This is a genomic window from Methylobacterium tarhaniae (assembly GCF_001043955.1).
GTDB classification, from domain to species: Bacteria; Pseudomonadota; Alphaproteobacteria; order Rhizobiales; family Beijerinckiaceae; genus Methylobacterium; species Methylobacterium tarhaniae.
The window spans coordinates 17,392-31,067 of sequence record NZ_LABZ01000042.1; the positions used below are offsets into that span (position 1 = coordinate 17,392).

General features: G+C 72.2%; 14 protein-coding genes and 1 pseudogene. 9 read left to right on the plus strand and 6 right to left on the minus strand.

Going from position 1 to position 13,676, the window contains the following annotated elements; all coding sequences use genetic code 11:
* Nucleotides 1–5 precede the first annotated feature (5 nt).
* Nucleotides 6–1,802: a hypothetical protein gene (locus VQ03_RS07480; RefSeq protein ID WP_048450252.1), complete on the plus strand. Its 1,797-nt coding sequence runs from the start codon at nucleotides 6–8 to the stop codon at nucleotides 1,800–1,802.
* Nucleotides 1,803–1,846: 44 nt separating this feature from the next.
* On the opposite strand, the gene VQ03_RS07485 is transcribed toward VQ03_RS07480, so the two are convergent.
* The 3 genes from VQ03_RS07485 to VQ03_RS07495 form a co-directional block, all read right to left on the minus strand.
* Nucleotides 1,847–2,755: a LysR family transcriptional regulator gene (locus VQ03_RS07485; protein WP_048450253.1), complete on the minus strand. Its 909-nt coding sequence runs from the start codon at nucleotides 2,753–2,755 to the stop codon at nucleotides 1,847–1,849.
* A gap of 113 nt (nucleotides 2,756–2,868) precedes the next feature.
* Complete coding sequence (locus tag VQ03_RS07490; protein WP_048450254.1) at nucleotides 2,869–3,459, minus strand: glutathione S-transferase family protein; 591 nt, start codon at nucleotides 3,457–3,459, stop codon at nucleotides 2,869–2,871.
* Nucleotides 3,460–3,476: 17 nt separating this feature from the next.
* Nucleotides 3,477–4,682, minus strand: a complete 1,206-nt coding sequence (locus VQ03_RS07495; protein WP_048450255.1) for an ABC transporter substrate-binding protein — start codon at nucleotides 4,680–4,682, stop codon at nucleotides 3,477–3,479.
* A gap of 303 nt (nucleotides 4,683–4,985) precedes the next feature.
* On the opposite strand from VQ03_RS07495, the gene VQ03_RS07500 reads away from it, so the two are divergent.
* On the plus strand, nucleotides 4,986–6,191 hold the full coding sequence (locus tag VQ03_RS07500) for an iron-containing alcohol dehydrogenase (RefSeq protein WP_048450256.1): 1,206 nt from the start codon (nucleotides 4,986–4,988) through the stop codon (nucleotides 6,189–6,191).
* A 169-nt stretch (nucleotides 6,192–6,360) separates the two neighbouring features.
* Entirely contained in the window at nucleotides 6,361–6,711 is a 351-nt protein-coding gene (locus VQ03_RS07505) for a porin family protein (protein ID WP_245291997.1), read from the plus strand.
* Between the two features lie 4 nt (nucleotides 6,712–6,715).
* Here VQ03_RS07505 and VQ03_RS07510 read toward each other — a convergent pair whose 3' ends face one another.
* The 3 genes from VQ03_RS07510 to VQ03_RS07520 are packed head-to-tail and all read right to left on the minus strand — an operon-like array spanning nucleotide 6,716 to nucleotide 8,704.
* A complete protein-coding gene (locus VQ03_RS07510) occupies nucleotides 6,716–7,207 on the minus strand; it encodes a hypothetical protein (protein ID WP_048450258.1) in 492 nt (163 codons plus the stop codon).
* Nucleotides 7,200–7,538, minus strand: coding sequence for a rod-binding protein (locus VQ03_RS07515; protein WP_048450259.1), 339 nt, complete (start codon nucleotides 7,536–7,538; stop codon nucleotides 7,200–7,202). The genes VQ03_RS07510 and VQ03_RS07515 overlap by 8 nt, the downstream gene beginning before the upstream one ends.
* Nucleotides 7,539–7,585: 47 nt before the next feature.
* Entirely contained in the window at nucleotides 7,586–8,704 is a 1,119-nt protein-coding gene (locus VQ03_RS07520; RefSeq protein WP_048450260.1) for a flagellar basal body P-ring protein FlgI, read from the minus strand.
* 233 nt (nucleotides 8,705–8,937) lie between these two features.
* On the opposite strand from VQ03_RS07520, the gene VQ03_RS07525 reads away from it, so the two are divergent.
* From VQ03_RS07525 to dksA, 6 genes and pseudogenes are all read left to right on the plus strand, one after another.
* Nucleotides 8,938–9,357: a flagellar assembly protein FliX gene (locus tag VQ03_RS07525; protein WP_048450261.1), complete on the plus strand. Its 420-nt coding sequence runs from the start codon at nucleotides 8,938–8,940 to the stop codon at nucleotides 9,355–9,357.
* A gap of 507 nt (nucleotides 9,358–9,864) precedes the next feature.
* Nucleotides 9,865–10,095, plus strand: a pseudogene (locus VQ03_RS34515) (methyl-accepting chemotaxis protein); the annotation flags it as partial.
* 109 nt (nucleotides 10,096–10,204) lie between these two features.
* Nucleotides 10,205–10,420, plus strand: a complete 216-nt coding sequence (locus VQ03_RS34280) for a hypothetical protein (RefSeq protein WP_053078439.1) — start codon at nucleotides 10,205–10,207, stop codon at nucleotides 10,418–10,420.
* Nucleotides 10,421–10,571: 151 nt separating this feature from the next.
* Entirely contained in the window at nucleotides 10,572–11,948 is a 1,377-nt protein-coding gene (locus VQ03_RS07535; protein WP_048450262.1) for an MBOAT family O-acyltransferase, read from the plus strand.
* 16 nt (nucleotides 11,949–11,964) lie between these two features.
* Nucleotides 11,965–12,993 (plus strand): hypothetical protein, encoded by a 1,029-nt coding sequence (locus tag VQ03_RS07540; protein WP_048450263.1) that lies wholly within the window; start codon nucleotides 11,965–11,967, stop codon nucleotides 12,991–12,993.
* Between the two features lie 159 nt (nucleotides 12,994–13,152).
* Complete coding sequence (dksA, locus tag VQ03_RS07545; protein ID WP_048450264.1) at nucleotides 13,153–13,572, plus strand: RNA polymerase-binding protein DksA; 420 nt, start codon at nucleotides 13,153–13,155, stop codon at nucleotides 13,570–13,572.
* Nucleotides 13,573–13,676 lie beyond the last annotated feature (104 nt).

Consider the following 13,676-nt stretch of genomic DNA (forward strand, 5'->3'; position numbering starts at 1 on the left):
CCGCGATGACGATCGCCCCCTTCGCGGCCGGCACCGCCGCCGCCGACCTCAACACCCGCCGCCTCCTCGACATGAAGGCGACGCTCGGCACGCTCTCCAACCAGATCGCCAGCGGCCGCACCGCCGACACCCATGGGGGGCTCGGCGCCGGGCGCACCCAGAGCCTCTCGGCGCGTGCCCAGATCGGCGCCCTCGACGGCTGGATCGCGGTGGCCGGCACCGGCGCGACCCGGGTGGCGTTGGCCTCGGCGAGCGTGCAGCAGGTCGCGACCCTGTCCTCCGCGGCCTGGAGCAGCCTCATCAGCGCCCGCACCGGCGCCGGCACCCTCGCCCGCTCCACCCTGCAGCAGGGCGCTGTGGGCCAGCTCGGCGGCGCCCTCGATGCCCTCAACCAGAGCACCGGGGGCCAGTACATCATGGGCGGCCGGGTCACCGACCGGGCGCCGGTCGAATCCGTCGACCGGATCCTCGACGGCGATCCCGCCGCCGGCCTCGACGGCGTACGCACGGTAATCGCGGAACGCCAGGTCGCCGATCTCGGCATCGCTACGCCGAAGACCGGGCGGCTCGACCTCGCGGCCGCGGGCGCGAGCGTGAGCCTGTCGGAGAGCGCGCTGCCCGGCGTGCGGGCGAATTTCGGCTTCACGATCGCCCAGGCCGCCAGCTCGAACCCGTCCGGCCTCGCGGTCGCTTTCCAGGCCGGCACGCCGCCTGCCGCCACCCTGTCCTTCGCCGTCCAGCCGAAGGACGGCGACATCGTGCGGGTGAGCGTCCGGAACCCGGATGGCAGCCAGGGCTTCGTCGATCTCACCGCGCGGAACGCCGGCGGCGGCGGGGACGGAACCTTCGCGATCGGCGCCGATGCGGCGGCGAGCGCGCAGAACCTCACCACGGCGCTCGCGGGCCGGACCGTCACCGGCCTCCAGAGCGCGAACCCGCCGGGTGCGACGGCGGCGCTCTCCGGCGGCACCCCAGCCTCCGCGACCGTGACGGTCGGGGCGGGGCTCACGGCCGGCGACAGCGTCCAGGTCACGGTGGGCCTGCGCGACGGCACCAGCACGACCCTGAGCCTGAAGGCCGCCGCGGACGGCACGGCCGCCGGCACCTTCGCGATCGGCGCGAGCCCGGCCGACACCGCCGCCAACCTTCGGGCGGCCCTCGCGACGGCGCTGAACGCCACCGCCACCACCGATCTCGCGGCGAGTTCCGCCACCCGGGCGGCGGGCGACTTCTTCGCCGGCTCGTCCTCGCCGGGCTTGAGCCCGCGCCGGGTCGCCACGGATGCGGCCGGCAACGCCACCGGCTACGTCGCCGACCCGAGCGGCCGCACGATGATCTGGTACAAGGGCGACGACACCTCCGCCGACCCGCGCCAGACCGCCACCGTGCCGATCTCCCGCGACCAGTCGGTGGCAATCGGTGCCCAGGCCAACGAAGCGCCGTTCCGCGCGGTGCTGAGCGGCCTCGCGGTCCTCGCCACCACGCCGTTCGACAACACCAACACCGACAGCACCCGCTTCGACGCCTATTCGGCCCGGATGCAGACCCTGTTCAAGCCCGCCGACGGCCAGCCGTCGGTGCAGGGCGTCGCCGCGGAATTCAGCCTCGCCTCGGCCCAGATCGACACTCAGAAGACCCTGAACACCGCCACCAAGGCCATGTTGCAGAAGACGGTCGACGGCGTCGAATCGGTCTCGACCGAGGAAGCCGCGGCCAAGCTCCTGACCCTGCAGACGCAGCTGCAGGCGAGCTATCAGGCGACCGCGATGCTCTCGAAGCTGACGCTGACGAATTATCTGTAATCGTGCGGCGCCGTCGAACGGGTTCGTTCGACGACGCCACGGCATCATGCGGCTTCCCCCCCGTTGCGCAACCGCGCCAGCACCAGGTCCGTGAAGATCCGCGCATGCGGCATCTCCGGCGCAGGCTGGCGTACCAGGGTCATCGGCGCCGCGGGGGCCGGACCGCGGATCGCGCGGTAGCGCACGCCCTCCGTCGCGAGGCGTGCCATCGAGCGCGGCACGATGGCCAGCGCGATGCCGGTGGCCACGAGGTTGACCACCGAGGCGAGCTGCGGCGCGTTCTGGGCGATGTGGGGCGAGAATCCGGCCGCCGCGCAGGCCGCCATGATGCCGTCGTAGAGCGCCCGCCCGTTGCGGCGCGGATAGACGATGAAGCCTTCCCCCGAGAGCTCGGCCAGGCCCACCGGCCCGGTCTCGGCGGCGAGGCGATGCGTCGCCGGCAGGGCCACCACCATCGGTTCGTCGAAGAGGTGGCGGGCCCACAGGTCGTCCACCTCGCCCTCGTCCGGGCGCATGAAGGCGACGTCGACCCGGCCCGCGCGGAAGGCGGCGAGCAGGCTCGCGGTCGTTTCCTCGAGAAGCTCGACCTGCACGTCCGGATGGGCGCTGCGATAGTCGCGGATCGCCCCGGTCACCAGGGGGTGGAACGAGGCCGAGGAGGTGAAGCCGATGCGGATCTGGCCGACATCGCCGGTCGCGATGCGCCGCGCCCGGGCTTTCGCCGCATCGACGGCGGCGAGCACGGCGCGGGCATCGTCCGCGAAGGCGCGGCCCGGCTCGGTCAACGCCACCCCGCGCGACAGGCGCTGGAGCAGGGCGGTGCCGATTTCGGTCTCGAGGCTCTTGATCTGGTGGCTGAGCGCCGGCTGCGCGATGTTCAGCCGCTCCGCCGCCCGGGTGATGCTGAGATCGTCGGCCACCGCGACGAAATAGCGAAGATGGCGAAGCTCCATCGCGCCGGTTCCCCCCTGACCCTCGGTTCCCGCCGGGGCTGCCGGACGATCGTCCGTCAGTCCTACGATAGCCGAGGTTCCGGGGGACCGCATGGGGCGCGATGGGAGAGGGCTTATCCGCGCGGCACGGTGTCCCGCACCGAGGGACGGTCGGCCTGCGCGTCGCGGAAGGCCGCGACGGTCGGGCAGAGGCTCCGCCAGTCGTGGTCGGGGAAGCGGAACACCAGGTAGTCGAGGGCGGTGACCGCCGCGATCGCCGGCAGGCCGAACGGCTCCTGCACGGGCCCGAACACCGCTTCGAGGCGCCGCAGCCCCTCCCGCATGGTGCGGAAGCGCTTCTTGCCGACGAGGCCGGTCTCGAAGTCCGGCGCCGACTTGCGGCCGATGATCACCGCGACCGCGGCGTCGAACACCCCGATCGCGACGCCCGCGGCCGAGAGCGCGGCCGGCCCGCCCGCCAGCACGGCCGGCTTCGATCCGGCCGCGTCGAGATGGCTGAGGATCAGGAGCGCCTCCGTCAGCCGCGCGCCGTCGTCGGTGACCAGTGTCGGCACGCGGCCGGCCGGGTTGGCGTCGAGGAAGGCCGCGTCGTCGGCCCAGGCATCGACGAAGGTGGTGTCGACCGTCTCGTTCAGGCCCTTCTCGATGAGCGCCATGCGGACGATGCGCACGAAGGGCGAGGTCGGGTTGGCGTAGAGCTTCATGGTGCGGTCTCTCCCGGTCAGCCGGTGGTCAGGGGGCAGCCGCTCTTGTCGGCGGGGGTGAACAGCGTGCCGCCCGGGATCGTTTCGATGACGCGGTAGAGATCGGCCTTGCTCTTCGACTCCTTCGGGCTCTTCACCTCGACCAGCATCATGTCCATCACCACCCGGCCGTTCGCCTGGATGCGCGGCTTGCCGTAGAAGCCGTCGTCGATCGGCAGCTCCTTCATCGCCTTGTTGACCGCGCCGGCCTCGTCGGTGCCGGCCTTCTCGACGGCCCTCAGGTAATGCCTCACCGAGGAATAGGCGGCGGCGTGGCCCATGGTCGGCACCACGTTGCCGTTGCGGGCCATGAGGCGCTTGGCCCAGGCGCGGCTGGCCTCGTTGGCGTCCCAGTAGAAGTTCACCGCCATGCGGATGCCCTGCGCCACGTCGAGGCCGAGCGCCACGGTGTTGTTGGTGAAGACCAGCATCGCCACCACCTTCGAGGTGATGCCGAATTCCCGCGCCTGCTTGATGGTGTTGACGAGGTCCGGGCCGGCATTGGCGAGCCCGATCACGTCGGCGCCCGAGGACTGGGCCTGGATCAGCTGCGAGGAGAGGTCGGTGGCCCCGAGCGGATGGCGGATCTCGCCGACCACCGTGCCGCCGGCGGCCTTGACGGCCTTGCCGGCATCCGCCGCGAGGCCGTGGCCGAACACGTAATCGGCGGTGATGAAATACCACTTCTTGCCGCCGCCCTGCACCACGGCGCCTGCCACCGCGTTGGCGAGCTCGCCCGTGGAGGGCACCCATTGCGTGCCGTAGGGCGAGCAGCCGGTGCCGGAGAATTGCGAGGCGTAGCCGCCGGTCACCATCGTGGTGATCTTGCGCTCCTTGGCGTAGGCCTGGACGCCGAGGCCCACCGAGCTGGCGCCGCCGAGCACGAAGGCGGTGACGCCGCGCTGGTCGACGAGCTGGCGGGCGAGGCCGGAGCCGATATCGGGCTTGTTCTGATGGTCGACGCCGATCACCTCGATCGCCCGGCCCAGCACCTTGCCGCCGAAATCCTCCGCCGCCATCGTGGCGGCGAGCACCATGTTCGGCCCGCCATTGCCGGAATACATCCCCGACAGGTCCTCGATCACGCCGATGCGCAGCGGCGTCTGGGCGATGGCCGGTGCGGTCAGCATCGTGGCGAACAGGCCGGCGACGGCGAGGCGTCTCGTCCAGGCTGTATGGGACATGGGCGTCTCCTCCATAGGCGGCATCGCTCTTCTGGCGCCCGCCGGGGGGCGTCGGAGCGATGCTTGATGATCGCCGTTCTATCGCGTCCCGAGACAGTCGCCGTCCAATAGTTTGCGCGAGGACCCGCCATCGTTTCCCGGTATGGCAGGGCGTGACCTTGGGTGTGACGCTCCGCCATCGTCGCCGCCTATGGCTCACGCCCGATCTTTGTATTGGACGCGGGCGCCCCGGACGGGCGACACCGCCGGCAGGATCGCGAGGGCCCGGAAGAGCGCCCCGCCCGGAACAGAGGAGACGCCCGCATGATCACCAGCTTCTACATGCCGACCCGGATCGTCTCAGGAAGCGGCGCCCTCGCCACCATCGGCACGCTCGCCCGCGACCTCGGCATGACGCGGGTGCTGGTCGTGTCCGACCCGGTGATCTCGGCGCAAGGATTCCACGCCGACGCGCTGGCGGCCCTGGCCGAGGCCGGGATCGCGGTGGCGCGCTTCGACGAATGCGGGATCGACGCGCGCTGCTCCCACATCGACGACCAGGGCGAGCGGGTACGTCGCGACGGGATCGACGGCGTCGTGTGCATCGGCGGCGGCTCGGTGATGTGCACCGGCAAGGGCATCGCCATCGTGGCGACGAACCACAAGCCGATGGCCGAGTGCACCGGCGTCGGGCAGTTCGACCGCAAGGCGCTGCCGATGATCATGGTGCCGACCACCGCTGGCTCCGGTTCGGAAGTCTCGCAATGGACCATCGTCAAGGACGAGGTGCGCCACCTCAAGCTCCTCGGCGGCGGCCCCCTGAGCTTCCCCGACGCGGCGATCCTCGACCCCGTGACCTTACGCTCGCTGCCGATGCACGTCGCGGCCCTGCCGGCGGTCGACGCGCTGACCCACGGCGTCGAGGCCTATCTGAGCGGCATCGCCTCGCCGCTCACCGACGCGGTGGCCCTCGCCGCCGTGCGGCTCCAGGCCGCCTCCCTGCGCGCCTCGATCAATTCCGACGACGACGGCGCCCGGGAGGACAACCTGGTGGCCTCCTGCATGGCCAACATCGCCTGCGGCAACGCCCGGCTGGGCCACGGCCACGCCCTGTCGCTGCCGCTGGAGGGTCATCTCGACCTGGCGCATCCCTACGGCGTCGGGGTGCTGCTGCCGCACGTCGTGACCTTCAATCTCGCGGTGCTGCCCGCCAAGGTGCGCCCGCTCGCTGAAGCTCTGGAGGTCGAGACCGCCGGCCTGTCGCGCCAGGAGACGATCGCCGCCTGCGCCGAGGCGATCCGGGCGCTCTACGCCGATATCGGCTTCCCCACGCGGTTCACGCCCGCGCAGCTGCCCCGCGACCGCGTGCGCGAGATGGCCTTGCGCGCCGTGCCGGGCCTCTATGCCGGCATCGCCGCCAAGGATTTCGATCCCGCCAGCGCCAACGACCGCACGATCATCGCGAGCCCCGCGGCGCGCAAGATGACGGTGAGGCAGGCGGAGGAGATCTTCGAGCGGTGCGTCGGGTGATCCGACGATCCACCCGGCGGATCCGACACCCTTCTGGTCGTCCCGGGGCCGCCAGCGGAGCCCGGGATCCGGAACCGCTGGTCGCCGAGCCCCGGCAAGCGTGTCCCCCACGCCCTGGCGCACCCAGGCCTGCCATGCTTCTCTCCATCCCGAACGGGAGGGGCAGGCCTTGCGCACGACATCGATGATCCTGGCGGCGGCCGCCCTCTGCGCAGCCCCCGTCGCGGCTTTGCCGGCCCACGCGCTCGACATGCGCGACCTGCCCATCGCCAGGGCGCCCGAGGCCTGCCCGCACGAGGGCCCCGGCTTCACCCGCGTCGTTCCCGGCGGGCCGTGCATGCGGATCAGCGGCCGGGTGCGCGCCGAGGCCGGCACGCCGGTTCCCGCCCGGCCTGGCGCCGGGCTCGACGGGGCGGCCCGGGGCGTCGTCAGCGGCTCCGGCCGGATCGCGATCGATACCCGGACGCAGACCGATTACGGTCCGGCCCGAGCCTATATCCGGCTCGGAACCAGCCACTGACGCGTCACAGGCTGCGCGACAGCACCAGGGGCGCGCTGCGGCGATGGCCGTAGGGGGAGGGGGCCGGACGGCTGCCGTAGCCGCCGCTGCCGTAGCCCTTGGGCTCCGCGTTGCGGGTCAGCTCCGCCGAGAGGTTGCGCAGCAGGCTCTCCGAGACCGAACGGGCGGTCGCCAGCACCGCCTGGTTGGCCGCCACGACCTCGGCGAACCGCCCATGGGCCTCGCGCAGGACGGCGATGCTCTCCGGCGCGAAGCGGGCGAGCGCCACGGCATTGGCCTTCACCGCCTGCAGGCCCTGGAGATAGACGCCGGCGAGCGCCGTCTTCTGCGGCGCCTCGGCCAGGCCCTCGGCGAGGCGCCCGACCCGGACATGGTCGCTCTCGCGCCCGAGCAGGGCCTCGAGGTCGCGCATGATGCCGAGCGTCTCGGCGACCAGGCGCTCGGCGCCATCGGCATCGTCGACCCGGACCGGGGCGGGGCGGGACGAATCAGCCATTGGCGCCTCCCTGGAGCCGCAGCATCTCGCGCATCACCTGGTCGCCGATGCCGACGCCGCCGCTCTGCACGATCGACTGGGCGTATTCCTTGTTGAGCATCGAGCGATAGACGCCGCCGCCGGTGCCGTTCTGGCCGAGCGGCCCGTCGGTGCCTTCCGAGCGGTTGAGCACGTCGAGGCTCTGCTCCAGGAACATCGACTCGAAGTCCTTGGCGGTCTTCTGCATCTTGATCTTGTCGGCCGACGGCGTCGGGCTGGACGAGACCGCCCCGGCGAGGGCCTGGCCGACCGCCAGGCCGGCGGAGGCCGCGAGGGAAGCGAGAGGGAGCATCGGGCGAACCTCGGAGGTGCGAAGGGAGAGAGGAGGAAGGGCTCAGGTCACATCACTTCGATGTCGGCCTGGAGCGCCCCGGCGGTCTTGATCGCCTGGAGGATCGAGATCAGGTCGCGCGGGCCGATGCCGAGGGCGTTGAGCCCGTCGACCAGCTCGCGCAGGGTCACGCCCTCCTTGACCAGGGCGAGCTTGTTCTTCTCGCCGGCATCGACCCGGAGGGCGGTGCGCGGCACCACCACGGTCTCGCCGTTGGAGAACGGCGCCGGCTGGCTCACCTGCGGCTGCTCGCTGATGGTGACCGTGAGGTTGCCCTGCGCCACCGCCACGGTGGAGACCCGCACGTCGCGGCCCATCACGATGATGCCGGAGCGCTCGTCGATCACCACCCGGGCGGTCTGGTCGGGCTCGACCTTGAGCTGCTCGATCTCGGTGAGCAGCCGGATCATGTTGCCCTGGTAGCGGGCCGGCACCTGCAGGGTGACGGTGGAGGGGTCGGTCGGCTCGGCGGTGTCCGCCCCCATGAAGTCGTTGATCGCCGCGGCGATGCGCTTCGAGGTGGTGAAGTCGGGGTTGCGCAGGGACAGGCGCAGGCACTTCTGCTCGTTGAGCTTGAAGGCGATCTCGCGCTCGATCACCGCCCCGTTGGCGATGCGCCCGTTGGTCGGCACGCCGCGGGTGATCTTGGCCGCGTCGCCCTCGGCCTGGAAGCCCGCGATGGCGAGCGATCCCTGCGCCACCGCATAGGCCTCGCCGTCGGCGCCGAGGAGCGGCGTGACGAGCAGCGTGCCGCCCTGGAGCGACTTGGCGTCGCCGAGCGAGGACACCGTGACGTCGATGCGCGTGCCCTGCGCGGCGAAGGGGGGGAGGTTGGCCGTCACCATCACGGCGGCGAGGTTCGCGGTGCGCATGACGGCGCCGCGGGTGTTGACCCCGAGCCGCTCCAGCATCGCCTGCACCGATTGCTTGGTGAAGGGGGCGTTGTTGAGCGTGTCGCCGGTGCCGTTGAGGCCGACGACGATGCCGTAGCCGATGAGCTGGTTGGTCCGCATCCCCTCGACGCTGGCGAGGTCCTTCACCCGCGACAGGGCGAAGGCGGGGCCGGCCGCGAGGAGCAGGACGGGCAGGAGGCAGGAGAGGAAGGCGAGGGCGAGGCGGCGGCGCATGACGGGATCCCGAAACTCGAGAGGCGAAGTGCCAGGACCGTGCCAGCGCCGGGGGGCTCGTAAGTGTCTGGTAAGGTTACCGATCCGTTGCCGCCCGAGGCGGCGGGCGGGTGATCCGGGCCCGGTCGTTTTCGCCCCGCGGCAAGTTCTGCCGCCTCGTTTACGGCGCATTCACCATACCCGGGCGAGGTTTGCAGGACTGAAGCGACCCTTCGTGACCCGGACCCGATCCCATGCGCGTCGACACCCGCCTCGCGGCCGCCCCCCTGTCCGGGGCCGGCGCGCGCTCCCTGCCGGCAGGCGGCGTGTTCACCCTCGGGATGGAGGGCGCGCGCGGGCCGACCAGCGCCGGCAGCGCGATGCCGCTCGCGAACCTGAGCGCCATCCTGACCCTGCAGAGCCAGGACGAGGTCTCCGCCGACCGCCGCCGCCGGGCGACCAAGCGCGGCCACGACCTCCTCGACGCCCTCGACCGCCTCAAGGCGGCGCTGCTGGGCGGCCGGGTCGCCGCGAGCGAGTTGAAGGCCATCGCCGGCCGCCTCGCCGAGCGCGACGGCAGCACGGGCGATCCCCGCCTCGACGACCTCCTCGGCCATATCGAGCTGCGGGCGCAGGTGGAACTGGCGAAGCTCGGCATGGCGGGGGGCCGATGATGGGCCGGTCGCGGCGCTCGATATGCCGTAAGGGAAGATAAGCATAGGCGCGAGACAATTTCTGCGAGCCCTCGGCCGACGGCACATCGAAGGCGAGATTTGATCGCTTCTGTTCGGAATTTATATTCTCATTCAAAGTTTCGCGAGATTCTTCGGCTGCCCAGGCCCGGCTTCAAGGACGCCCTGACCGCCAAGCGCGAGGCGGACCGCACTGCGGCCGGCGAGGCCGATGCGAAGATGCGCCGCGCCGAGCGTCTCGACGGCGCGACCCGCGCCTTCGAGGCCCGGGTGATGGCGCTCAGCCGCGGCGTCGCCACCGCGGCCTCCGGCATGGAGACGACGGCGGGCTCCATGGCCGCCACCGCCGAGGCGACCACCGGGCAAACGGTGACCGTCGCCGCCGTCGCCGAGCAGACCTCGGCCAACGTGCAGGCGGTGGCGAGCCCGACGGACGAGCTCGCCGCCTCGGTCCAGGACATCGCCGCCCAGGTCGACCTTTCCGCCCACATGGCCGTCGCGGCCCGGGACGAGACGCAGCGCACCGACACCGTGGTGCAGATCCTGGCCTCCGGCGTGCGAGGGATCGGCGATGTGGTCGGCCTGATCTCCTCGATCGCTGGCCAGACCAACCTGCTCGTCCTGAACGCCACGATCGAGGCAGCCCGGGCCGGCGAGGCGGGACGCGGCTTCGCCGTCGTCGCCGCCGAGGTCAAGGCCCTGGCCGACCAGACGGCGCGGGCCACCGAGGAGATCGCCCGGCAGATCGGCGCGATCCAGGCCGGCACCGGCGGGGCGGTCGAGGCCGGCGGTCGAGGCCATCGCGGCGATCGGCCGGCGCATCGGCGAGATGGACACCATCGCGGCTGGCGTCGCCGCGGCGATGGAGGAGCAGAAGGCGGCGACCCGGGAGATCGCCCGCAACGTGCAGCAGGCTTCCCGCGGCACCCTCGCCGTGACGGAGGCGATCGCCGCGGTGCGCGACGGCGCCGGCCAGACCGGCACGGCGGCGGCCCAGGTCCTCGGCGCGGCGCAGGACATGTCCCGCTCCGCCGGCGAGCTGTAGCGGGAGGTGGCCGTGTTCCTGGCCGACGTGCGGGCGGCGTGAGCGCGCCGTCTCCGGCCGTTGACGCATCCCCCACGATCTCCCACAACGGCGCCCGCCTGAAGACGGGCGGCCTTGGTGTCGCCGCAAGACGCGCGTCACCCCGGCCTCGATGCTGTTCAACTCCTTTCCGTTCCTCCTCGGATTCCTGCCGGTCGCCTTGGGGCTTCACGCCATCGTGGCCCTGCACCGGCCGGGCTGGCGGCTGCCGCTCCTCGTCGGACTCTCGCTCGTCTTCTACGGCTGGTGGGACCCGCGTTTCGTGCCGCTGCTCGCGGCATCGATCGGGCTGAACTGGCTCGTCGCCCGCTGGTTCGGGCGGAGCCGCGCGGCGCTGCTGATCCCGCTCGCCATCGCGGCGAACCTCGCGGTGCTGGCGCTGTTCAAGTATGCGGGGTTCCTCGCCGGCCTCGCGGCGTTCCTGCCGGGGCTCCACGACCTGGCCCGGCCGAGCCTCGCCCTGCCGCTCGGCATCTCGTTCTTCACCTTCCATCACGTGATGTACCTGACCGACCTGCGCGCCGGCCGGGCGCCGCAGATGGACCTGACGCGCTACGCCCTCTACATCGCGTTCTTTCCGCAGGTGCTTGCCGGCCCGCTGGTGCGCTGGAGCGAGATCCTCCACCAGTTCGACGAGAAGCCCTATGCCCGGCTGGACGCCGCCGAGCGGATCGGCCGCGGCCTGATGCTGCTCTGCATCGGGCTCGCCAAGAAGGTCTTCCTCGGCGACCCGCTCGCGGCCTACGCCAACCCGGTCTTCCAGGCCGCCGCCGAGGGCAAGGTGGTGAGCATGGCCGAGGCCTGGCAGGGCACGCTCGCCTTCACGTTCCAGATCTACTTCGATTTCTCGGGCTACACCGACATGGCGCTGGGTCTCGCGCTGCTGTTCGGGATCGTGCTGCCGCAGAACTTCGACGTGCCCTATCGCGCCACCTCCCTGCGGGAGTTCTGGCGGCGCTGGCACATGACCCTGTCGCGCTTCCTGCGCGACTATCTCTACATCCCGCTCGGCGGCAACCGCCGGGGCCTGGGCGTGCAGCTCGCCGCGCTCTTCGCCACCATGACGCTGGGCGGATTGTGGCACGGCGCCGGCCTCACCTTCGTCGCCTGGGGGGCGGCGCATGGCGCCGGGCTCGGCGTCGGCACCCTGTGGCGCCGGGCGGGCCTGCCGATGCCGGCCCTCCTCGGCTGGGCCCTGACCTTCGTCTTCGTGGCGCTGACCTGGGTGCTGTTCCGCGCCACCAGCTTCGAGGCCGCCATCGCCGTGTTCAAGGGCCTGGTCGGCCTCGCGCCGGCCGGCCACGGCTTCAAGTGGCGGGCCTTCGTGCCCGCCGCCCTGGTGGCGCTCGCCGGCCCGACCGCCTGGGCGGCGGTCCACCGCCTGCCGCCGCGGCCGGCCCTGGCGATCGCCTTCGCGGTGCTCCTCGTCGCGGTGCTGCTGCGCATCGGCGACGACGCCAATTACGAGTTCATCTACTTCCAGTTCTGAGCGGGGGGCCGATCCGATGCGCGCTGACCCTCCCGCCTCGGGCGAAGCCGCGTGGCGCCGGTTCGCCGCCTGCCTCGTCGCGGCGGCGGCCCTGCTCCTCGCCGGCACCCTCGCCCTGGCGCTCGCGGTCGACCCCTACGATACTGGCCGGCCACGGCTGCTGGCGCGCGACGGCGTGCGCCCGCAGGGGCCCCGCACCGCGGTGGCGAGCCGCGGCCGCGACCCCGCCTTCACGGCGGCGATCGTCGGCAACTCGCACATCCAGCTCGTCTCGCCGGCCCGCCTGCGGGCCGCGACCGGGATCCCGTTCGTCCAGCTCTCCGTGCCGGGCACCGGCCCGGGCGAGCAGCTGCGCGTCGCCGAGTACTTCCTGCGCCACCATCCCGCGGCGCGGGCCCTGGTGCTTGGGGTCGATTCGACTTGGTGCAGCGGCGATCCCGCCCTGCCGCCCCTGCGGCCCTTCCCGGACTGGCTCCTCGCCGCGGACTGGCCGGGCTACCTGCGCGGCCTCCTGCGCCTCGACGCCGCCGCGGAGGCTCTGCGCCGCATCGGCTGGGCGCTGCGCTCCGCCCCGCGCCGGGCGGCGCCGGACGGCTACTGGGACTATGAGCCGGAATACCGCCGCCTCGGCGATCCCGACGCGCCGGAGCGGGTTGCCGCCCTCGCGCGGCCGGTCCCGGACGTGCCCGATCCGGGGGAGGGGGGGCCGGACTTCCCGGCCGCCGGCCGGCTGCGCGCCCTCGCCGATCGCCTCGCGCCCGGCACGGCGCTGGTGATGGTGTTCCCCCCGGTCTATGCCGCCGCGCAGCCCCGGCCGGGCACCCCCCGGGCCGACGCGGCGCGCGCCTGCCGCGCCGCGCTGACGGAGGCGGTGACGCCCCGGGGCCGCGTGGTCGACTGGTCCGGCGACCGGCCCGAAGCGCACGATCCGGCCCTGTTCTTCGACGCCAGCCACTACCGCCAGCCCCTCGCGCAACGTCTGGAATCCGACATCGCCGCCGCCCTCGGCACGCGGGAGGGTGATGCAGAAAGCCCACGACCGTGACGAGAATGCAACCCCGCGCCGCTGTCCCCTGGTCCGGTCCTTGCGTGCGGGTGCAGAGACATTGTGGTGTCGTGCAGCCTCTATTATAGGGCTGCGCCAAGTGGGCTGCCGCCATGCACCGGCTGCGGTCAGGACAACATCGGTTTTCCGAGGGGCGCGATGGCGAAGATCGTGATCGAGGAGGGCTATGCCCCCAATGACGCCGAGCCCTTCATGAACGAGCGTCAGCGGGAGTATTTCCGCCGCAAGCTTCAGAGTTGGAAGCAAGACATTCTGCGCGAGGCCCAGGACACGCTGGTGGCGCTGCAGAGCGAGAACGAGAATCACCCCGACCTGACCGACCGCGCCTCGTCCGAGACCGACCGGGCGATCGAGCTCCGGGCACGCGACCGGCAGCGCAAGCTGATCGCCAAGATCGACGCGGCCCTGTCCCGGATCGAGGATGGCTCCTACGGCTATTGCGAGGAGACCGGCGAGCCGATCTCCCTCAAGCGCCTGGAAGCCCGCCCGATCGCGACCCTGTCCCTGGAGGCGCAGGAGCGCCACGAGCGCCGGGAGCGGGTGTACCGGGACGATTGAGGGGTGCGCGGCTTCGGTTCGATCGGCCATTTCTGAAGCTCGCGCCGTCAACCCTCCCCCCTCTGCGGGGGAGGGTGCCCCGCGGATGCGGGGCGGGAGGGGGG